This is a genomic window from Fibrobacter sp. UWB7 (assembly GCF_900142945.1).
Classification (GTDB): Bacteria; Fibrobacterota; Fibrobacteria; order Fibrobacterales; family Fibrobacteraceae; genus Fibrobacter.
This window is the reverse complement of the sequence record NZ_FRCO01000002.1, coordinates 795,055-814,193: the sequence shown is the minus strand read 5'-3', so window position 1 is coordinate 814,193 and position 19,139 is coordinate 795,055. Positions and strand designations below refer to the sequence as shown.

Sequence of the window (19,139 nt, the reverse complement as noted above, 5' to 3'; positions counted from 1 at the left end):
AATAATTACCTGCTGAATTTGTACAATGCGGCGTCTTCGCCATCGGAATAATATTTTTTGCGAACGCTATACAGCTTGAATCCGTACTTCTCGTAAAAGGCGCGAGCCTTGGCGTTGCCATCGCGAACTTCTAAAAAGCATTGGTCACCATTTTCGGTGAGTTTGTCCAAGCCCGCTTTCAAAAGCTGGCTCCCGATGCCCTTGCGCTGTTCAGATGTGCGTGTCGCAATACTTAACAGTTCGGAATCGGGACCGAGCAAATGGAATATTGCGTAGCCTAAAAGCTTGTCGGCTTCTTCACAAACAACGCAGTACGCGTAACTTGCACGGATTTCCGACGAAAATTGCTTTTCGTTCCAATCCTGAAACGAAAGTTCCCGTTGCAATTCGAGAACTTGTGGCAAATCGGATTCGGTCATCTCGCGCAGTAGCATTGTGATTACACCTTCAGCTTCTCGAAGTAAGAGGGCTGGATGTAGTTTGCTTCTTGAATGAGCGAAGGCTTCACTGTATCAAAAAGCGGAGTCCACATGTTGAGCTTCTTATCGGTGTCGAGAGTCGTTGCGATTCCCTTGTCATTGAACACGGCGACGAGCGCTTCGTCTGCAAGCGCAGCTGCATCGACAACGGCGTTCTTCACAGAACTTGCCTGGAGTCGTGCAACAACGTCTGCAGTTTCGATAAAGCTCTCTTCGTTGTTCAAGCGCAAGTACCAGAATCCATTGCGTGCACGAATTACGACCGCAACAGATTCATCGGAAACGCCGGCGAAGCAGGCGAGTGCTTGCAATGTCGTCACACCATACAAATTGCGTTTGCCGCTGAAGCAAAGCCCCTGGCAGAATGCAACGCCCGTGCGCAGTCCGCTGAACGAACCCGGTCCGACAGTCACCATGACGCGCTTCACGTCATCAAGTGTGGCGCCGACCTTAGCCAAAAGGTTATCCAAGCTTGCGCTCAGGATTTCGCCCTTGGCAGACGGATCGATCATTTCTTCGTACACGGAGTCCGCGCACAGCGCCATCGCAATCCCCTTTCGGGAAGTGTCCACAAAAAGATCGTAGTTCATGACTAACGCTTAATCTCCAAGCTCTTGTCGATGATGAGGTCGATGAGCTGGCTGTAGGTGATGCCAACGCAAGCTGCCTGTTGCGGCAACAGCGATGTCGGGGTCATGCCCGGGAGCGTATTCGTTTCAATTGCAAAGAGTTCGCCATCTTTTGTGATGCGGACGTCCGTGCGGCTGTAGCCTGCGCCGCCCAAAGCGTAGTGGGCGTTTTTCACGAGTTCCTGGATGCGTGCGGTGAGTTCCGGTGCAAATTCAGCCGGAGTGACTTCCTGGCATTCGCCGTTGTACTTCGCTTCGAAGTCGAAGTATTCGCGGGTCGTCATGCGCATTTCTGTCGGCGGCAAGGGCTTTTCACCTTCGATGTAGCCGCAGCTAGCTTCGCCCCCGGCGATGAACTTTTCGCAGAGCAAACGGTTAGAATCCTTGAACAAGTCCTGTGCAATCTTGCCTGCTTCGTCGAGATTCTTGGCGATGCCAATGCCGATGGAAGAGCCTCCCAGCGGGTCCTTGATCACGAGCGGGTATCCGAGTTCGTCGGCAACGCTTACGAGTGTGTCACCGGTAAAGTCGTGCTTCCAGATGACGCGGTAAGGCGGAGTCGGGATGCCATTTGCACGATAAATTTCTTTGGACTTGATCTTATCCATGGCGAGTGCCGATGCCAAAAGGCCGCAACCCGTGTACGGAATGTTCCAGTTTTCGAGCATTGCCTGGATGTGGCCGTCTTCGCCCCACTTGCCGTGGAGGGCGAGGAATGCGATGTCAGCTGACGGGAGTTCCGAAAGTGCCGGAGACTTCTTCTTGTTGGCGGCTGAACCTTCGAGGCTGTGGAAATAGTTTGCCGAGAAATTTGCTTTCTGGTACGGAGAAAGTTCACGGGAAGACCAGTGCCAGGTGCCGTCCTTGTCGATGAGCACCGGGTGGATATTGTACTTTTCCGGATCCATGGCGCGCACAACGCCAGTACCGCTAACGACAGAAACATCATGTTCAGTAGATGGACCGCCCATCAATACCAAAACGCGTAAACGGGACATAAAAACCTCACTAGAAATTTCGAGATTTAATCTAGTAATTTCACGTAAACTCTTGCCGGATTGAACTGACATAATCTATATTGAAAAAGATAGGTGTTGAAAAAGGAGTTCTTATGCGAGTTTTTGTAACGGGTGGAACTGGTTTTATTGGCCATTACGTGGTCAAGGCGCTTTTGGAGAAAGGTCACGAAGTTGTTGTCGCAACGCGCCACCCGAACAAGGTGCCGACATTAAGAGCTAATCCGAATGTCTCGTTTGTCGAGGCTGCTCTTACGGATTTTGAAAAAATGGGCGAAGGACTGATTGGTTGCGATGCTTGCATCCACGTGGCTCTTGGCTGGGGCGATACGCCGAGCGCTATGCTCATGAACGATACCCGTGCAACGGTGGCTCTTTTGGAAATGTCCGCTCGTGCAGGCTGTGAAAAGTTCATCATGACGAGTAGTACTTCGGCTATGGGCCGTGTGCGTTCCGAAATGCGCGAAACCACAAGCAATATGCCGATTGACTTGTACGGCGCCACCAAGGCGGCGGGCGAAGCTTTTGTACTTGGCTTTAGCCACGGTTACGGAAGCCAGTTCCCCGAAGTCAAGATGAAGCGCAACATCATTCGTCCGGGCTATACGTTTGGCAATCCGGCGTTCCCCGATGGCTGTTCGCAGCCGGACCGCCGCTTTTTTGAAATGGCTTACGCCGTCAAGGAAAACCGCGATATCAACATCATCAAGAACGACGGTACGCAGTTTATCCATGCTTCCCAGCAGGCTCAAATTTATATGAAATTGCTGGAATCCGACTACAACGAAGAAATCTTCTTGGGCCTCGGTTCGGAATGGATTAGCTGGAAGGAAATCGCGCAGAAGATGATTGCCCTCAAGCCGGGTTGTACTTCCAAGATTGTGGAAACCGACATGGGCTGGAGCGATGAACCAATGCTCTATGATGTTCAGAAAATCAGGGATTGCTTCGGTCTTGCGTTTGACGCTCACGATTACTTAGACGAACACATCCGTTGGACTTTCGAAAACGCATAAGCGATAGTTGTTAGTTATTGGTCCTTGGTCAATAGAAAAAGGCGGGCTTTAGCCCGCCTCTCTCGTCTTTCGTCGATAGCCCGCTAATGCGGGCGTTCTTTCGTCTAGTTTACCCGCATCTCGTCTTTTCGGCATGGGCGCCGATGTAGTCGGGGTAGCAGTTGTCAAAGCATGCGGCGCAGTAGTTTTCACCTTCGCCGGTGCAATTCTTCATGCCTTCGACGCTCAGGTAGCCGAGGCTTTCGACACCGAGCATCTTGGCGATTTCGTCGGGAGTCATGGAGCTTGCGGCAAGTTCGCCCTGGCTCGGGAAGTCCATCCCGAAGAAGCACGGGTGGGCGACCGGAGGTGATGCAATGCGGATGTGCACTTCGAGGGCGCCTGCATCACGGAGCATTCTAGAGAGAATGCGGAGTGTTGTGCCGCGAACGATGGAGTCTTCGACGACGCAAACTCGTTTGTTCTTAAGCACACCTTCAATCGGGTTGAACTTTAAGCGGACCTTTTGCTCGCGTACATTCTGTGTCGGGTCAATGAAGGTGCGACCCACGTAATGGTTTCTCAAAAGTCCAATTTCAAAACGGATGCCGCTAGCTTGTGCGTAACCGAGCGCGGCTGTGGTGGCGCTATCCGGCACAGAAATAACGATATCGGCATCGACCGGGCATTCCTTGGCGAGTTGCTTGCCCATCTTACGGCGAATCTTGTCGCAGCTCTGCTCGAAAATCTTGGAGTCTGGGCGGCTGAAGTAGATGTATTCGAAAATGCAGTGGGCGAGGCGGTCTTTTTGCGTAAAGCGTTCGGAATGGAGACCGTTCTTGGTAATGGTCAAGAATTCGCCGGGCTGGATGTCGCGAACGTAGTTTGCACCGAGCAAGTCGAAAGCGCAAGTTTCGCTAGCGACGCACCAGGATTTACCCATGCGGGCAATCGAAAGAGGTCTAAAACCGTAACCGTCGCGGGCGACGTACATTGTGTCTTTGCTTAAGAATACGAGGCAGAAGCTGCCGGTAAATTTGGTAATGGCAATCTTGATGGCTTCGCCTAAAGTGTCCGCCTTGGTGCGGGCGATTTCGTGCAGGAGAATTTCAGAATCGGATGTGGTCTGGAAAATATGACCGTCGGCTTCCATCTCGGCGCGGAGTTCGGGAGCGTTTGTGATGTTCCCGTTGTGGGCGACTGCGATTTGTCCCCATTTGCAGCTGATCAAAATCGGCTGAGCGTTCGCGAGGGTGGAGGCACCTGTCGTGCTGTAACGCACGTGTCCGATACCTGCAAAACCTTGCAGTTCGTCGATGTTGTAATCTCTTAAAAGGGTGGAAACCAGACCCATGGACTTGCGGACTCGGACTTTGTCTCCGTCAGAAACAGCGAACCCGGCACTTTCTTGACCGCGGTGCTGCAATGCGTAAAGTCCCATGGCTACATTGCGGGCCACATTATCACCGTTATAGATACCGATGACGCCGCATTCTTCATGCAATTCTTCGAGCATAACGCCTCTTTGAAGTGGAGCCTCCCTTGCCTCGAGGGCCTTAGCTCACCCATACGGGTGCAAGCGGGGAAGCGGACGCCGCGGATTAGCAAAATGCGTGCCATAAACGTAAAACGCGCTTTCTACGAATGATATTACGTAAATTGTAAAACACAAAATGTAAAACATTACACAAAATGAAAATCTCCTCGAAAATGAGGAGATTCATGGAAATCGTTAATAGCGCGGATTGTTATTGGACTATTGAGCAAAATAGGAGTGAAATGAGCCCGAGTAACATTGCAAATTTTGTGAATGTCTGTGCACGACGGTAATTTTGGCTGCTTGCACTCATGATGACGATGAAGAAACAAGGGGTTAGTGTCGCTGCTGTCATGGCGAGGAAAATCGGCGGATAATTGTGGTCGAAAAGTTTGTCTAAAAAGAAAACCGGGACTGGGAGCGAAATCCACGTGAAAATGATGATATCGCCAGCAAGTCTTCTTGCTACTTTGTCTCCAACAACGAGCGGGAATGTCATAATGCCAGCCTTGAGGTCTCCCGTTTTGTCTTCCAAGTCCTTGTAGATTTCACGGGCGATGGTCAGCAAAAACGCAAATGGAATCGCGGGGATGATGGCCCACATGTGTTCTTCAGGAAAGTCGTGGTTCGAAAAGTTAAAGAAATGTTGAACGGCATACAGTAGCGGAGTTGTGCAAAGGAACGCGACTGTGATGTTCTTGAGTGCTGGAGAACGCTTGAGCGTGCGGTTGTATGCAACGAGTAGTGCGCAAAGCAATGCAAAGAACCACATCGGGAAAGACAAGATGAGTGCGCCCATCCAGCCGAAATCAAGAGCGTGTTCTGGGTCTTTAACAATATCAATGAATCTGATATTTTGTATGACGCTATCGCCAATTCCGCAAAGAAGTGTTATAGCTGCCAAGGTATAGCATGTTATGCGGGCTGCCTTGACCGAAACTTCGCCGGTAGCAAGGGGGCGTTCCGGGTGGCTCAGCTTGTCGCACTCCAAATCGAGAATGTCGTTTTGGATGTTGGCGAATCCGATGGCGGTGGCAAAACCGAGCATTTGCAGGATTAAAACAGGGAGGGTGGGGTTGTGCTGTAGTAAAGTGTAGCCCACGAGAAGTGTGATTATGGCAATCACGATATTCACGGGACGAGTCATCTTAAAAAGCTTATAGATCGTAGAAATCATTGATTTTCCCTTCGATTATAGCAGAATAATAGACAAAAAATACCTCTGTGAAAAGAGTCATGTCTTTAAAATTGCCTTAAATGTGCGAAAAAATAGTTCAGTTCGACTATACTGCTACGTCATCCAGAGCGAAGCGATAGATCCAGTAAAGTCTAGTTATCAAGAAATAACTGGATGTTTCGTTCTTTGAACTCAACATGATGTCTATAGGGGCTAAGCTCTAAGTTCTAATTTCTATCTTTACACTATGCCTTTTTTTACGAAGAGTAATTTGGAAGATTTGAGAAAGGAAGCGGAACAGCTTTCTATTTGTGTCGAGCATTTTCTGTACGCCTCGGAACATATTCCCGAAAGTGACTGGAAAACGAAAGGTTTTTATGACAATTGCATCGAAAAGTGCAATGGCCGCCTGAAGGCGATTCATTTTTTGATGGAATCAATTCGCCGTGGACGCCCTGTGACTGAAGAGGAATTGGAAGAAGCGCGGGAGCTCGAAGACGAAAAACTTTCTAAATTGAAGAAAGATGCGAAATAACGATTTTGATTCCGACGAAAATGAAGCCCCATTGAAGAGTGTTCGCACGTCTAGACGCGAACACAGAAGCCGCCGTATCGACGTGATGCGAGAATTGGAATCGGGAGTCGTTGATGAACGCCCAATCAAGGAGCGTTTCAGCCGCGAATTTAAAAAGGCGAAAATCAAGCGCATCAAGAATCCGGTCGAAAACATCGGTGAAGAAAATTGCGTGGAAGGGCTTGTGCTCGAAGTCCACCGCCGCACCTGCGAAGTGAGATTAAACGAGAAGGAGGTGCCCGCTCAAGGCGGGCATGACAACCTTCCTACTTCCGACTTCCTACCGTCTACTGTTACAGCCATGTACCGTGCGACCACCTCCAAGACGCTTGGGGAATTCCCTGCCGTGGGCGACCGCGTTTTGCTCGGACTCGTGAATGATGCTGATGACGAAGGCGATGGTGTCGGTTCGCAGAAGTATTGCGTTGTGCGAGTGCTCCCGCGAAAGAGCGAACTCAAGCGCCCGGGTCCGCGCGATAGCTTCTACAAGCAGCAGACGCTTGCCGCGAATATCGACCAGGTCGTGATTGTCGCGAGTGTGACGCAGCCGGAATTCAACTACGGGTTCATGGACCGCTTTTTGCTTGCCGCAAACTTGAACGATTTGCCGTTTGTGCTGGTGCTTACCAAGATGGATTTGCTGCCGAATGGCGAAGCGGACCTATCGACGGATATCCGCGACTTTATGAAAATCGTGGACAAGGTGATTCCCGTGAGCGTTAAAAGCGGGGATGGTCTCGAAGTCCTGCGCAATGAACTCGTCGGTAAATCTTCGGTCTTTAGTGGCATGAGCGGTGTCGGCAAGTCTACGCTCATCAATGAGCTTGTTCCGCACGCCGAACTGCGCACGGGAGATGTCCGTGAACGCGACGGCAAGGGTCGCCATACGACGACCTCTTCGAGCTTGTTCGATTTCCCGGGTGGCGGTTATGTGATTGATACGCCGGGCATCCGTAGCATCGGTCTTATGGATATGGAACCGGAAACTTTGGCAAAGATTTTTCCGGGATTCTTCGATGATGATTTGTTCACGTGCAAGTTTAGCAACTGCAAGCACCTCAAGGAACCGGGTTGCGCTGTGCGTGAGGCTGTGGAATCGGGCAAAATCTCCGAAGCCCGTTATGCAAGCTATGTACGAATTTTGAATTCAGGAAAGTAATTCAATGTCTGATTATGTTGTAAAAATTGCGCTCATCGCTTCGATTATTCTGATGGGCTATAATATTTCGGAATTTGTGGCTAGCTATAAGGTCGTTTCTGAAAAAGCAAGCCAGTTTTTGCAAATGGCAAAAGACAATGCCGCCTCTGATGCTGATTTGCGCAGGTCCAATCTTTTGCTGTCTAGCGTATTGTCTGTTGGCTATTCGGTGCTGATTTATTTTTCGGATATTGTGATTTGGCTTGTGGCTGTTGTGGTCGGCAAGTTGTTAATCACGTTGCTTATTTCGGATAAGGTCTTGATTCAAGTCCTACACGATAGAACGCTTTCTCAAAAGAATTTTCTTGTCTCAAAGTACGATGCTCTTTTGAATGCGGTAATGGGGCTTGTCTTTGCTTTAGCTTTGGTATTGTAATATGAAACGTTTGAATGAAAATTTGTGGGCTTGGGCAAAGTGCGTTATTGTTGCTTTTGCCATTGCTTTTGTTGGAGCGACCTCTTCTTTTGCCCAGGGAACTTCGATGGGATCGACTCCGGCTGTCTCTAGTCCTTTTGGAAGTGCCTCTACAGGAAACGGAACTAACATGCGCTGGCCTCTGTTCTTGGGAGGCTCTTTTGGACTGGGGTCTGGAACGGGCGTAGGCGAGGGTCACGGTGTTGGCATTTGCCAAATTAAGCCGATGATTGGCGCTTGGATGCCTGGGCTTGCCTTTGTCCGTTTTGGTTACGGTTTTTCAAACTATGAAGAAAAGGATGATGATAATCATAAAAGCGAAGTCAAGTCTTCGGACTTTAGCGTTGATGTGGGCGCTCATCTTTTCAGTGAATTTTATGTAATGGGTTCATATTCCAGAGCTAGTGCTCTCAGTGAAAATGGCGACATTGCGTGGAACGAATGGAGCTTAGGCTTTGGTACGTTCTGGATTGTTTTTTCGAGAACGTTCTTGACGTTGGATATCGGTTATCATTGGGTGCGCGAACATTATGACCCCATCATTGATAGGGATGTCACTGGTGGACGTTGGCAGATGAATCTTGGGTTCTCTGTGTTTGTCTATTAATTTGTAATTATTGGTGAGTTTTGTAATGAAGAATGTTGCTGTTTTGGGTGGTGCTTTTGATCCGGTCCATAAAGACCACATGCGTGTGGCTAGAACTTGTCTGGATCGTGGTTTTTGTGATGAAGTCTGGTTTATGCCGAGTCCCGACCGCTGGGACAAGCAACTGAACGCTTCGCCAGAAGACCGCTTTGCGATGCTCGAACTTGCATTCTCGGGCGATAAGCGTTTGTTCCTTTCTGATCTGGAAATACAGCAAGGCGATTACCGCGGCTCTTACGTGTTCTTGATGAGCCTCAAGGAAAAATTCCCGGATATCAATTTCCGCTTGCTCACGGGTGCCGATACTTACGAAGGTATTCCGCATTGGCGCGACCCCTTGAATTTTTACGGCACGAACTACAACGGTCATTTGCTGCTTCGCGATATTGAATTGATTGTCTTTGCCCGCAATGGCTACCCACAGCCGGATATGGAACAACATAAGCGCAACGGTTACGCTCCGCTTTACTGGCTTGGACCGGAACAGGGCTTTAACGGCGTTTATTCAAGTACTGCCATCCGCAGATCGCTTTTGCTGAACCGGGGTGTTTGCCCGCAGGGGTTGGAACAGTCCGTTTACGATTACATCATCAAGCACGATTTGTACAGGGAATAAAATGGGCAAGGCTCCGTCAGATATGTTCTTTGAAAGCGAAGTGCGCCCGGAATACGAAGGCCGCCTTTTGCTCGATTCCCTTTGTGATCGCTTCACGTACCACAGCCGCGAAGACTGGGTGGATCGCCTGACGCGCGGACTCGTGACGATTAATGGTGCAACTGCCAATGTAGAGACTGTAGCGCATCGTGGCGACAAGGTCGTGTACCATGTCGAAAACTACAGCGAGCCTGAAGTCCCGACCGATTTTGAAACGGTCTTTGAGGATGATGAATTTATTCTAGTCGCAAAGCCGGCAGGCGTCCCGGTGCATCATACGGGTCGCATTTTCTACAACACGTTTGCTGCGATTATCCGTCGCGAATTTGATTCCGAGACGGCAACGCCGATGCATCGCCTAGACCGCGATACGGGCGGACTTATCTTGTTTGCAAGGTATGGCGAAACGGCCGCACGCTTCCAAAAAAATCTGGACCGCATTTTGCTCCGCAAGTTCTACCTTGCGGTCGTGCGTGGAAAGTTCCCTGAAGGCGAAGTGGAATGCCACATGCCTTTGCGTGAAGACCCGGAAGACCCGATTCGCTTGCGCATGCACCACCGTGAAGGTGGCAAGGAATGCTTTACGCGCTTTAAGCTCGTGCGCCATTTGGATTGCCCAGAAATTGCGCCGGAGCTTTCGCTTGTCGAGGCGGAGCTCATTACGGGACGTAAGCATCAGATTCGTGCGCACCTCGCTGAAATGGGTTACCCGATTGTGGGGGACCGCCTGTATTACCGCGATGGTGAATTTTACCAGAAACTCGCGCAGGGTGGTGAACTTACTGACGAAGATATCAAGGTTCTTGGCGCCCACAACCAGATGCTTTTTGCGTACAAGGTTGAACTCCAGCTCCCGTACTGGAAAGAACCCCGCACCTTCGAAAGCCATGCGTACCCCGCTGACATGCAACGACTGTTGGAAGAATAAGACTCCCTACAGCGTCTCCTGCTGCCTTCCTATTACGTCATCCTGACCCTTTCTTTTAACGTCATCTTGAGCGAAGCGAAAGATCCAGTCAATTCTTGCCTTCAAAATGACGGAAAAAAGCCGTTTTTTACATAAAAATCGCAAAAAGGTGCAAATTTTTTCGCTGCATCTTTGTATTTTATGCACATGAAATTTTCATTCCTTCCTAAAGTATTGTTGTGTCTGGGGCTTTCTGGCGTTTTTGCCATGGCCCAAGAAACGGTAGAAAGCGTTCGTCGCCAAATCAAGTCGGTCGAAGCCGAAACCGCTCGCGAAAAATCCATGCACGAAGCCGAAAAAAAACGCCATGCTGAATTCGTTGAAGTCGGTCGCAAAAAGGTGCAGAATCTCTCGGCTCAGAACAAGTCCTTGAAAGCCGAAATTGATTCGCTCAATGTAGAACTCAAGAAAATTTCTGCTGCTCGCGCCAAAACGAATGGCTCGATCCGCTATTTCGAAAACCGCAAGACGAAGTACGCTGATTCTCTTGCGACGGTCATCGATTCTCTCGTGCCGTTCTTTGAATCGGATTTCCCGTACCGCACGGACGAAGCCGTCAAGAATATCCAGGAAATCGCAAGCATGTTGCACAAGGGCCTGATTGAGACGGACGACGCTCTGAACCGCACGATGGAAGTCTTTTACGACCGCATCCGCCTGGGTTACACCACCGAAGTTTGGAAGGGCTTCTTGCAGGTGGACGCTCGCAACGTGGCCGGAACGTATTTGCGCTACGGTGCAGTCGCTTCGATCTTTGTCAGCAATGACGGTAACGATGTTCTGTTCCTCACTCGTAACGGTCTCGGCTACTCCTGGAAGAACGTCTCCGAAGACCTCACGATGCGCACCATTCTCAAGGACGTGATGAAGGTCGCCGAAGGCAAGACTGCTCCAAGACTTGTGACTATCCCAGTATCTTTCCCGAAGGAGGCTAACTAATGAAATTCGGAATTCGGAATTCGGAATTAGGAATTAGCCTCAACCGTCATCCTGAGCGAAGCGAAGGATCCAGTGCACGTTTCTTATTGCCTCTTGTTGTAGCTGCTTTCGCAATTTTTGCACCTGCTTCTCATGCTCAGCAGAACACGACTGTCGATGCTGTCAAGAAGCGTGCAGAACTCAACAGCGCTAAGGCAGACCTCGAAGAAGCCCGTCGCAAGCGCGACATGGCAGTCGCCGCCCGCTGGAAGGACCGCGAAACGTTCAACAAGGAACGTGAACTCTTCAATGAAAAGTATCAGCTCGGCAAGGAACGCGTGGATGCCTTGATGTCCGAACGTACCCGCTTGCTCGAAGATGTGCGCGTGGCTCGCGAAGACTTGGCCCAGGTCAAGCTCCAGGCCGAAAAGGCCCGTGCCGAATACCTCTCGCTCGCCGCAGGTCCGGAACGCTTGGAAATGCTTGCCAAGTTCCAGGAACAGGGCGTGCCGTTCAAGGTAGCCGATCGCGTCGAAGCGCAGAACAAGGTCAAGAAAGAGATGGGGCTCTACCGTGATGACCCGCTCCGCATTGCCCGCGCGATGCTCGACGTTGCCAAGAAAGAAATGAAGTTTACGCGTGAAGTCCGCACTGAAAAGGCTGACCTCATGTTCGGTAGTTCGGTTGCCGAAGGCGACCGCATGCGCTTGGGCGGTCTCTTTGCCATGCAGATGGCGAAGGTCACTGATATCAACGGTTTCCATCCGTCGGCTTTGATGCTCCCGGTGGCAGGCGAAAAGAAGCGCGTCTATAGCTGGCAAGAAAATCTCTCTCCCGAAACGCGCAAGGACGTGGCGAAGGCTTTTGCTGGCGCTAACGATTCCGCTTTCGTGATGGTGCCGGTCGATGTCCTCCTCAGTACCGAACTTTCGAGTGAACTTGCAAATCACCAGGAAACCACGTGGAAAGAAGACTTTGCTGAATTCTTCCATAACGGCGGCATCCTGATGTACCCGATTGCAACGCTCTTTATCCTTGGTCTTATCATCTTCCTCGTGCGCCTCGTTTGGCTCCTCGTCCTTGGCTTTGGTGGCCGTGGTGCCCGCAATGCGGCTAAGGCTCTCGCTAATCGCGACCTCCGTCTTGCAACTGCTGAATCTCAGAGGGCTCATGGTGAAGTGGGCAAGGTGTTGCGCTCCGTGCTTGGTAAGAATTTCAAGGACCGTGCCAGCGCCGAAAAGTCTCTCGAAGTCCTGTTCGCAGGCGAAGTGCCAAAGCTCGAAATGGGCCTCAGCTGGATTTCCGTGTTTGCCTCGACGGCTCCGCTCCTTGGTCTCTTGGGGACCGTTATGGGTATGATTGAACTTTTCAATGTCATCACCATGCACGGCACGAGCGACCCGAAGCTTTTGGCTGGCGGCATTTCCATCGCCCTTGTGACGACGGAAGCTGGCCTTATCGTGGCTATCCCGCTCCAGCTCTTGCACACGCTCCTCGTGAACATCTCGGATTCTGTCCGTACCCGTATGGAAAAGACGGGCCTTGCCGTCCTCAACGCTATCTGGATTAAGGAAAAGTAATGGACGAATATTCCGTCATCGAAGCGACCATGAGCATCCTGCTGCGCGGCGGCTGGGTGTTGCTCCCGCTATTCCTGATTGGGTGGCTGGGCTGGTTCTTGATGTTTGAACGATACGGCTATTATTTTATGCTGAAGGGCACTTCGACCTCGAAGTTTTTCAAGGACTTGGACACGGTGGGCGAGGAGGCTGCTTTTGCAAAACTCCGCAAGCGCCGCTTTGGCTACTTCTTGGCTTTGGTCGAAAACGTGCGCAAATACCGCAATGATGGCCCTGTGGCTGTGCGCAATGCTATGCTTGCGACGCGTCACGAACTAGACGTGAGCCTTTCAAAGTCGCTCAAGACGATTGTGACTTGTGCCTCGATTGCTCCGCTCCTTGGACTTTTGGGAACGGTATCTGGCATGGTGCATACGTTCGAGACGATTAAGCAATTTGGTTTTGGAAACCCGGTGCTATTGGCTGACGGCATTTCCGAAGCGCTTCTCACGACGCAGGCGGGCTTGCTTGTCGCGTTCCCGTTGATGCTCGTTTATAACTATCTCGAAAGACGAGTGGATTCTATTGGTGATTTTGCCTGGAGCGAAGCGCTCAAGTTCGAAGAACGCTGCTTTGCCAAGGAGGTTGAATGAGTTTTATCCGTAAACGTTCGAGAAGCGGTGGTGGCATTGATGTCTCTCCGATGCTCGATATGGTGTTCATCCTTTTGATTTTCTTCATCGTGACCTCGACGTTCACGCGTGAGACTGGTGTGGATGTGACGAAGCCGAAGGCGAGTACCGCGAAGGAACTTGCGAAGGAAAGCATTTTGATAGGTGTCACCCGTCAGGGGACCATCCACATCAACGAGACGCAGGTGAACCTCTCGACTTTGCAGACCGTGCTCCGCCAGATGATGGCCGAAGCGCCGGACCGCCCGGTGATTATCGTGAGTGACCGTGACGCCCCCAACGGAGTTGTTGTCGATATCCTCGATGAATGTAATTTGGCGAAGGTGAGAAAAGTCTCCATTTCCGCGAATAAGGAGGAGTAGCTTTCGCTCTCATGCTTGACTTTTGTGCGAAATATTTCCGATTCCCGGTGGCGTTTGTGCTCTCGTTTGTCGTGGGCGCAGTGTTCTTCCTTGCGATTCCGGTCATCAACGTGTTGTTCTTCGATAAAGGCGTGAAGTCCGAAAAAGTTCTCGAAGAAGTGACTGAAGTTGAAGTCCTCGTGAGTGAGAAAAAGCCCGAAGTGAAGCAGAAGGTCATCCGTACGGTGGCAACTCCGAATACGTTCAAGGTTTCGGCGCACATGGGTGTATCCCGCAACCAGAATTTTCAGATGGATTTGTCGCTTGCCCGTGGTGCCGCTGGTGATGGCGTTGCCGTGGATGCAGGCTCGATGGAAAATGTAATTTATGAGGCGGGCGAAGTGGATGAACAGGCGCAGGTGTTGCGTGAAATCCAGCCGAAGTTCCCAGAACGCGCCAAGAAAATGGGCGTTTCGGGTTACGTGAAAGTATTTATTGTGATTGATGTGAACGGTGACGTGGCTCAGGCGCAGGTGCTGACGCAGGACCCGGCAGGCTATGGCTTTGATGTCGAAGCGCTCAAGGCTATTCGCCAGTGGAAGTTCTCTCCGGCGCAGTTACGCGGCTTCCCAGTAGCACAAAAAGCTACAAAGGAGTTCCGTTTTGTTAAGTAATTTTAATTACAAATTTGGGAACTCTTTGGGTGGCTGTCATTCCCGACTCGATCGGGAATCTCCTATTTCTTTCGCAAAGAAGCTCTTCCTACTTCCTACTGTCTACTTCCTACTGCTCTTTTTCCTTGCGCTGCCGCTGCATGCTGCTGATGATTTCTTCTTCAAGGCAAATGAACTTTACGATCAGGGGCGTTACAAGGAATCGGTGAAGTATTACCGTGCCGCGATTGACGATGGCCGTTACGAACCTTTTGCGTGGTTCAACTTGGGCAACGCCCTTGTGCAGCTTGGCAAAAAAGAAGTTGCGATGGTTGCTTACAAGCGTACCGTTGAACTCCTTCCGGATTTTGTGAAGGCTTGGATGCTCCTTGGCGATTTGTATTACCTCGCCGAATCTCCGAGCGATGCGATTGTCGCTTACAACCGCGCGATTGAACTCGGGACGGAAACGGACCACATCCATTTTGCACTTGCTGAATGCTATATGAAGGGTAGCGATTGGACGCTTGCGCAAAAGCATTTTGAACGCGCTTTGGCGCTAAACCCGGACCGCATGGATGCTTGGTATGGCCTTGCCGAAGTCTATGAAAAGCTTGGCGATTACGAATATGCAGTGAAGACGCTCAAGAATGCGCTCCAGATGACAGCGACCGCTGGCGCCGACGTCCATTACACGCTTTCGTATTACTACCGCAGCATGGATTCTACGCGGCTCGCTCTCAATGAAATGGAAAACGGCATCATGATGGATCCCGAAAACGTTTCCGCTCGCCGCTATCTCGCACAGATGTATGTCAAGAATGAATCCCCGTGGATGGCTATTTTCACGCTTGAAGAAGGCCTCCGCCACAAGAAAGGGATTGCAGACTTGAATCTTGATTTGGGACAAATTTACTTTACGCAAAAGCGCTACGACGAAGCGTTTGAATGCTACATGAAGGCTTGGCGTGCCGGTAATTCCCAGGGCCGCATCGGTGCTGAAAACGTTGGCCACATCTTCTCGAACGCCGGTGACACCGAAAAAGCCGAAGCCCTCTACGCCCGCATCCGCGACAAGAAGTAATTTTTACCCTTTCTTTCTGTCTTGCCAGACGCTTTGGTTGAACAGCTGGCCTTCGGAGAGTCCGTACTTTTCTTCGACGCCTGCTTTTGAAATGGCGGTGTCGATGTCGAGCTTGCCGCGGATGGCTTGCGTATAAATGTCAATTTTGCGGCGGACAGATTCGGGTTCTTCGTCCAAGAGTTCTAGGCGGTAGCTGCTCACGTTTTGTGCGATGAGCCTTGGCAAAAGCTTGAGGGCGGATTGTGGCTTGCCAACGAAAAGCGTGTTGCGACATTCGGCATCGGATTGCAAGAAGTGGCGTTCGCCCTTGTGGTCCAAGATTTCAACTTTATGCTGTGTGCAAATCTTTTTGCATTCGGGGAATCGGCGGCCAGTCGTGAGGGCGCGTGCGAAGGCGCAGTATTCCGAGTGGAACGCTGGCATGTACTGGTGCAGCGCAAGTTCGAGCTTGCTTCCGTCGATGTTCTTGAGTAAGTCAAAAAGCTGGGTGCTGTTGAGGTCCCACGACGGGTGCAATTTTTCGAGGCCTTGAGCCAAAAGCCAATCGTAGCTTGCGCTGTTGGTGGCGTTCAAGCTGTAGTCGCCGACCATCGGGATTCCGGAATCTTGGAGGAGCGCGAGCGAACCCAAGTTACGTACCAGTGCAAATTCCGGCATGAGCATGAGAATTTGTTTGATGTAATGGTTCTCGCCGGGCTTGTGGATGCGGAGGGTTGCGATGCCTGCTTCAAAACCGAGCTTATGGATGCGTTCGAGCGGTTCGTCGTATTTGACGCCCCAGTCAAAGTCCATGACGACTTTGTCGATGTCGAGACCTTGCAATGCATCGATTTGTTCGGGACGGCGAACGAGGACGGTAATTGTGCGGCGATTCTTGGGTGTGCTCGTAGTGCTGCCGGGAGTGCTCGCGACTGTGTTTGTATTGCTTGTGACGCTGTGTAGGAATGCGCGACCATTGTCCGCAGAAGGTGCAAGTTCTTTCCACTGCAAGCGCTTTTCGTCCAAGGCTTGAACGGCTTCTTGACGGAGTGTACGCAAAACTTTGCCGGGGAGGAATGCGTTTTGCGGGAGCTTGATTTCGAGCTTGTCGAGAATGTAAGCGGTCGCGCTCAATCCAGAAAGTTCTTTCTTGGCGATGGCTTGGAGTGCGTCGGGAGCGACTTCGTTGCGTGAGGCTTCGAGAATGGCGCCTTTGACGGAGACCGCACGCGTCTTGTTTACGGCGGCTTTCGTGCTTTCGCAAATCGTGAGCTTGAGCGGTTCGCCGATTTTCCCTTCGAGCGTCATGCAAACAGGAATGTGCTTGGCGAAACTCTTGTCCGTAAAAGTCTTGTGGAGTTCTTTTTCGAGAGCGGGGGAGTCGTTGCGGTATGCCTTCATGCCGTACGAGACTTTGCGCAAGTTGAATTCTCGACCGAATTCCAAACGAACTTGCGTACTTGTCACCCCGGCCATAGCCTGTGCTGAGCTAGGCCGAAGCATGCCGGGATCGGTATTTGCTTTTTTCCCGTTTCGGTTCGCTTGCTGGAATGTTGCCTTATACAACCTGCTTCCCGTTTGTCGCGGCTCCGGCTCTGCCCTATATTCCTCAAATAAAATCCCGTCGCCAGGCAATAAAGTACATGGAACAGGCTTGTCTTCAAGTTCTACAATCACGCCGTTGCGGTCTACTTGAACAACGGTTCCGATAAATTCACCGTGATGGTTTGAAAACGATCCGTCGACGAGTTCCTGGTGGTTCACTCCATCGAGCCAACCTGTGTTGAGTCCTCGCGAGAACAAAACTTCAAGCGGTTCCAAGTCCTGCGCATTCAACCCTAAATCCGCTGCGCTGTTCCCGTTAGCGTTTGCGTAGTCCCCGTCAGCATTCGCGCTGCTAGTATTCAACTTATCGAGAGCTTTCCTGTAAGCGTGCGAAACGGCGGCCACATATTCTGGGCTCTTCAAACGCCCTTCGACCTTGAGCGATTCCACGCCGATTTCCTTGAGCTCTTCAAGCTTCGGGAGCGCACACAGGTCTCGCGTGCTGAACAAGTAACGGGCCTTCGGGTCTTTCCATTCCTTGCCGTCCACAAAAATGCGGTAGGGAAGGCGGCAGCTTTGGGCGCACTGCCCGCGGTTTGCCGAGCGCCCGCCAAAGTTTTCGCTGGTGAGGCACTGGCCCGAGTACGAGACGCAAAGCGCCCCGTGGATGAAAACTTCCAGTTCCAAGTCGGTGAGGCTCTTGATTTGCGCAATTTGTTTTGCCGAAAGTTCGCGAGCCAAGACCGCTCTTGAAAAACCGATGTCCTTGACCAAGTTCACCGCTTCGGAACTCGCGAGCGTCATTTGCGTGCTCGCATGGATTTCCTGTTCCGGGCTAATCGCCTTGATGAGCCTTGCAAGCCCGATGTCCTGGATGATGAACGCGTCCGGCTTTAACGCAATCAAGCGTTCCAAAAATTCCGGCAACTCCTGAATTTCGCGCTCGAAGATGAGGATGTTCATCGCAAGGTACGTCTTTACGCCGCGAAGCCTTGCGTAGCGGATCATTTCTTCGACATCTTCAAATGAAAAATCTTCGGTTCTACCGCGTGCGTTCCAGTGGGGCACACCATAGTAAACCGCGTCCGCCCCGTTGTTGATGGCGGATTCCAGCATGTCGCGCGTACCGACAGGCAAAAGAAGTTCAGGATTGTTCATACCCGCAAAAATAGAATTTATTGAATGACTTTAAAAAAGTCTGAAGAATAACTTTAGAAAAGTACGTCATGCGGGCGGGGCCCCAGCTCGGAGTTGCGAAGGCCGCACGGGCCCCTCCCTGCACCTTCCCCATCCTTGGCCGACGCTTTTATTCTCTCGACGAAATTATATGCGTTACAATTGTTTTTTTGTCACGCTGTTTTCATTAGGAAATGTTAATTAAATGTCTTCTAGCTTGTAGCCGAATTGCACGATGGCGTCGGTATTGGCTTCACGGAAAATGCGCAAGTGGGCAAGCCCTTCGAGGATGGCGTTGTCAAGCGTGTCCTGATTTTGCGCCGCATCGTTCCCAAGTTCAATGGTCGGTATGTTGAGTGAACCTTTGTAACCCTCGTGGATGACCTTCACGTAAGTGTATTCCGGATCCATCTCAAGGATTGCTTCGTGGATATGCTTGTCGTTATAGCCCGGATCGCTCTCGAATGATTGCTCGGAACGGCTACGGATCGTAAGAGAACCGCAATAGCCATCCTGTTTAAATTTCAACCATTTTTGTCCGACTGTCATAATTCCCTCAAAAAATAATCTAATTTTGCGATATGTTCAAGAAATCCCTTATTTTGTCGTCTTTAGTTTGCATTTCAATGTTTGGATTCTCGGGCTGCTCCAACCAGGAGGCTGAGTACAAAATTGCAACTCTTACCGAAGAAAACGCCCGTCTGGCACGTCAAGTCCTTGTTCTCAAGGCTACTTTGGATTCATTGAATGCCCACAACAAGGCTGTGGATCACTCGCTCAAGTCCCTGGACATGAAATAAGAGAACCTTTGGGCGCATGTGCTCAAAAAAACATACAATTTTCTCTCATTTTATTACAATAAACCGATTTTCTGCAAGAAAAATTTGTTAAATTTGCGCTCGTG

21 protein-coding genes are annotated in these 19,139 nt (G+C 50.7%); 14 read left to right on the top strand and 7 right to left on the bottom strand.

The window, feature by feature from the left end:
• Window positions 1–5: 5 nt before the first annotated feature.
• From rimI to BUC30_RS08925, 3 genes are read right to left on the bottom strand one after another with little or no spacing between them, the layout of a single operon-like run.
• Window positions 6–434, bottom strand: a complete 429-nt coding sequence (gene rimI / locus BUC30_RS08935; protein WP_073424508.1) for a ribosomal protein S18-alanine N-acetyltransferase — start codon at window positions 432–434, stop codon at window positions 6–8.
• 5 nt (window positions 435–439) lie between these two features.
• Entirely contained in the window at window positions 440–1,069 is a 630-nt protein-coding gene (gene tsaB, locus BUC30_RS08930) for a tRNA (adenosine(37)-N6)-threonylcarbamoyltransferase complex dimerization subunit type 1 TsaB (protein WP_073424507.1), read from the bottom strand.
• 2 nt (window positions 1,070–1,071) lie between these two features.
• The gene (locus BUC30_RS08925) at window positions 1,072–2,106 is read right to left on the bottom strand and encodes a D-alanine--D-alanine ligase family protein (protein ID WP_073424506.1); all 1,035 of its coding nucleotides are present in this window, start codon (window positions 2,104–2,106) and stop codon (window positions 1,072–1,074) included.
• Between the two features lie 113 nt (window positions 2,107–2,219).
• Between BUC30_RS08925 and BUC30_RS08920 the strand changes: the two genes are divergently transcribed.
• Window positions 2,220–3,140, top strand: a complete 921-nt coding sequence (locus tag BUC30_RS08920) for an NAD-dependent epimerase/dehydratase family protein (RefSeq protein ID WP_073424505.1) — start codon at window positions 2,220–2,222, stop codon at window positions 3,138–3,140.
• Window positions 3,141–3,249: 109 nt separating this feature from the next.
• On the opposite strand, the gene purF is transcribed toward BUC30_RS08920, so the two are convergent.
• Both purF and BUC30_RS08910 read right to left on the bottom strand, forming a co-directional pair.
• Window positions 3,250–4,635, bottom strand: coding sequence for an amidophosphoribosyltransferase (gene purF, locus BUC30_RS08915; protein WP_073424504.1), 1,386 nt, complete (start codon window positions 4,633–4,635; stop codon window positions 3,250–3,252).
• Window positions 4,636–4,867: 232 nt separating this feature from the next.
• Window positions 4,868–5,833, bottom strand: coding sequence for a UbiA family prenyltransferase (locus tag BUC30_RS08910; RefSeq protein WP_073424503.1), 966 nt, complete (start codon window positions 5,831–5,833; stop codon window positions 4,868–4,870).
• Between the two features lie 271 nt (window positions 5,834–6,104).
• Between BUC30_RS08910 and BUC30_RS08905 the strand changes: the two genes are divergently transcribed.
• The 12 genes from BUC30_RS08905 (at window position 6,105) to BUC30_RS08850 (ending at window position 15,535) form a co-directional block, all read left to right on the top strand.
• Window positions 6,105–6,368 carry a hypothetical protein gene (locus BUC30_RS08905; RefSeq protein ID WP_088629177.1) on the top strand — a complete coding sequence of 88 codons (264 nt, stop codon included), beginning with the start codon at window positions 6,105–6,107 and terminating at the stop codon, window positions 6,366–6,368.
• The gene (gene rsgA / locus BUC30_RS08900) at window positions 6,358–7,566 is read left to right on the top strand and encodes a ribosome small subunit-dependent GTPase A (RefSeq protein WP_073424501.1); all 1,209 of its coding nucleotides are present in this window, start codon (window positions 6,358–6,360) and stop codon (window positions 7,564–7,566) included. The genes BUC30_RS08905 and rsgA overlap by 11 nt, the downstream gene beginning before the upstream one ends.
• Window positions 7,567–7,570: 4 nt before the next feature.
• Entirely contained in the window at window positions 7,571–7,981 is a 411-nt protein-coding gene (locus BUC30_RS08895) for a hypothetical protein (RefSeq protein ID WP_073424500.1), read from the top strand.
• Window position 7,982: 1 nt separating this feature from the next.
• Window positions 7,983–8,627, top strand: a complete 645-nt coding sequence (locus tag BUC30_RS08890) for a hypothetical protein (protein ID WP_073424499.1) — start codon at window positions 7,983–7,985, stop codon at window positions 8,625–8,627.
• Between the two features lie 25 nt (window positions 8,628–8,652).
• A complete protein-coding gene (locus BUC30_RS08885; protein ID WP_073424498.1) occupies window positions 8,653–9,282 on the top strand; it encodes a nicotinate-nicotinamide nucleotide adenylyltransferase in 630 nt (209 codons plus the stop codon).
• A gap of 1 nt (window position 9,283) precedes the next feature.
• Window positions 9,284–10,249 carry an RluA family pseudouridine synthase gene (locus BUC30_RS08880; protein WP_073424497.1) on the top strand — a complete coding sequence of 322 codons (966 nt, stop codon included), beginning with the start codon at window positions 9,284–9,286 and terminating at the stop codon, window positions 10,247–10,249.
• 180 nt (window positions 10,250–10,429) lie between these two features.
• Entirely contained in the window at window positions 10,430–11,227 is a 798-nt protein-coding gene (locus tag BUC30_RS08875; protein WP_073424496.1) for a DUF3450 family protein, read from the top strand.
• Window positions 11,227–12,786 (top strand): MotA/TolQ/ExbB proton channel family protein, encoded by a 1,560-nt coding sequence (locus BUC30_RS08870; RefSeq protein ID WP_244536567.1) that lies wholly within the window; start codon window positions 11,227–11,229, stop codon window positions 12,784–12,786. Before BUC30_RS08875 ends, BUC30_RS08870 begins: the two co-directional genes overlap by 1 nt.
• Window positions 12,786–13,418: a MotA/TolQ/ExbB proton channel family protein gene (locus tag BUC30_RS08865; protein ID WP_073424495.1), complete on the top strand. Its 633-nt coding sequence runs from the start codon at window positions 12,786–12,788 to the stop codon at window positions 13,416–13,418. The genes BUC30_RS08870 and BUC30_RS08865 overlap by 1 nt, the downstream gene beginning before the upstream one ends.
• The gene (locus tag BUC30_RS08860) at window positions 13,415–13,819 is read left to right on the top strand and encodes an ExbD/TolR family protein (RefSeq protein WP_012819885.1); all 405 of its coding nucleotides are present in this window, start codon (window positions 13,415–13,417) and stop codon (window positions 13,817–13,819) included. Before BUC30_RS08865 ends, BUC30_RS08860 begins: the two co-directional genes overlap by 4 nt.
• An 11-nt stretch (window positions 13,820–13,830) precedes the next feature.
• Window positions 13,831–14,472, top strand: coding sequence for an energy transducer TonB (locus tag BUC30_RS08855; protein WP_073424494.1), 642 nt, complete (start codon window positions 13,831–13,833; stop codon window positions 14,470–14,472).
• The gene (locus tag BUC30_RS08850) at window positions 14,462–15,535 is read left to right on the top strand and encodes a tetratricopeptide repeat protein (RefSeq protein ID WP_244536566.1); all 1,074 of its coding nucleotides are present in this window, start codon (window positions 14,462–14,464) and stop codon (window positions 15,533–15,535) included. The genes BUC30_RS08855 and BUC30_RS08850 overlap by 11 nt, the downstream gene beginning before the upstream one ends.
• 3 nt (window positions 15,536–15,538) lie before the next feature.
• Here the strand turns inward: BUC30_RS08850 and BUC30_RS08845 are convergent, their stop codons facing one another.
• Complete coding sequence (locus tag BUC30_RS08845) at window positions 15,539–18,217, bottom strand: U32 family peptidase (protein WP_073424493.1); 2,679 nt, start codon at window positions 18,215–18,217, stop codon at window positions 15,539–15,541.
• Window positions 18,218–18,436: 219 nt separating this feature from the next.
• Entirely contained in the window at window positions 18,437–18,784 is a 348-nt protein-coding gene (locus tag BUC30_RS08840) for a hypothetical protein (protein WP_073424492.1), read from the bottom strand.
• Window positions 18,785–18,816: 32 nt separating this feature from the next.
• On the opposite strand from BUC30_RS08840, the gene BUC30_RS08835 reads away from it, so the two are divergent.
• On the top strand, window positions 18,817–19,035 hold the full coding sequence (locus BUC30_RS08835; protein ID WP_012819879.1) for a hypothetical protein: 219 nt from the start codon (window positions 18,817–18,819) through the stop codon (window positions 19,033–19,035).
• Window positions 19,036–19,139: the final 104 nt, after the last annotated feature.

Bases quoted from the DNA above. Each gene is read 5' to 3' on its own strand.
- rimI (WP_073424508.1), bottom strand. From the start codon at position 434: ATGCTACTGCGCGAGATGACCGAATCCGATTTGCCACAAGTTCTCGAA.
- tsaB (WP_073424507.1), bottom strand. From the start codon at position 1,069: ATGAACTACGATCTTTTTGTGGACACTTCCCGAAAGGGGATTGCGATG.
- BUC30_RS08925 (WP_073424506.1), bottom strand. From the start codon at position 2,106: ATGTCCCGTTTACGCGTTTTGGTATTGATGGGCGGTCCATCTACTGAA.
- BUC30_RS08920 (WP_073424505.1), top strand. From the start codon at position 2,220: ATGCGAGTTTTTGTAACGGGTGGAACTGGTTTTATTGGCCATTACGTG.
- purF (WP_073424504.1), bottom strand. From the start codon at position 4,635: ATGCTCGAAGAATTGCATGAAGAATGCGGCGTCATCGGTATCTATAAC.
- BUC30_RS08910 (WP_073424503.1), bottom strand. From the start codon at position 5,833: ATGATTTCTACGATCTATAAGCTTTTTAAGATGACTCGTCCCGTGAAT.
- rsgA (WP_073424501.1), top strand. From the start codon at position 6,358: ATGCGAAATAACGATTTTGATTCCGACGAAAATGAAGCCCCATTGAAG.
- BUC30_RS08895 (WP_073424500.1), top strand. From the start codon at position 7,571: ATGTCTGATTATGTTGTAAAAATTGCGCTCATCGCTTCGATTATTCTG.
- BUC30_RS08890 (WP_073424499.1), top strand. From the start codon at position 7,983: ATGAAACGTTTGAATGAAAATTTGTGGGCTTGGGCAAAGTGCGTTATT.
- BUC30_RS08885 (WP_073424498.1), top strand. From the start codon at position 8,653: ATGAAGAATGTTGCTGTTTTGGGTGGTGCTTTTGATCCGGTCCATAAA.
- BUC30_RS08880 (WP_073424497.1), top strand. From the start codon at position 9,284: ATGGGCAAGGCTCCGTCAGATATGTTCTTTGAAAGCGAAGTGCGCCCG.
- BUC30_RS08875 (WP_073424496.1), top strand. From the start codon at position 10,430: ATGCACATGAAATTTTCATTCCTTCCTAAAGTATTGTTGTGTCTGGGG.
- BUC30_RS08870 (WP_244536567.1), top strand. From the start codon at position 11,227: ATGAAATTCGGAATTCGGAATTCGGAATTAGGAATTAGCCTCAACCGT.
- BUC30_RS08865 (WP_073424495.1), top strand. From the start codon at position 12,786: ATGGACGAATATTCCGTCATCGAAGCGACCATGAGCATCCTGCTGCGC.
- BUC30_RS08860 (WP_012819885.1), top strand. From the start codon at position 13,415: ATGAGTTTTATCCGTAAACGTTCGAGAAGCGGTGGTGGCATTGATGTC.
- BUC30_RS08855 (WP_073424494.1), top strand. From the start codon at position 13,831: ATGCTTGACTTTTGTGCGAAATATTTCCGATTCCCGGTGGCGTTTGTG.
- BUC30_RS08845 (WP_073424493.1), bottom strand. From the start codon at position 18,217: ATGAACAATCCTGAACTTCTTTTGCCTGTCGGTACGCGCGACATGCTG.
- BUC30_RS08840 (WP_073424492.1), bottom strand. From the start codon at position 18,784: ATGACAGTCGGACAAAAATGGTTGAAATTTAAACAGGATGGCTATTGC.
- BUC30_RS08835 (WP_012819879.1), top strand. From the start codon at position 18,817: ATGTTCAAGAAATCCCTTATTTTGTCGTCTTTAGTTTGCATTTCAATG.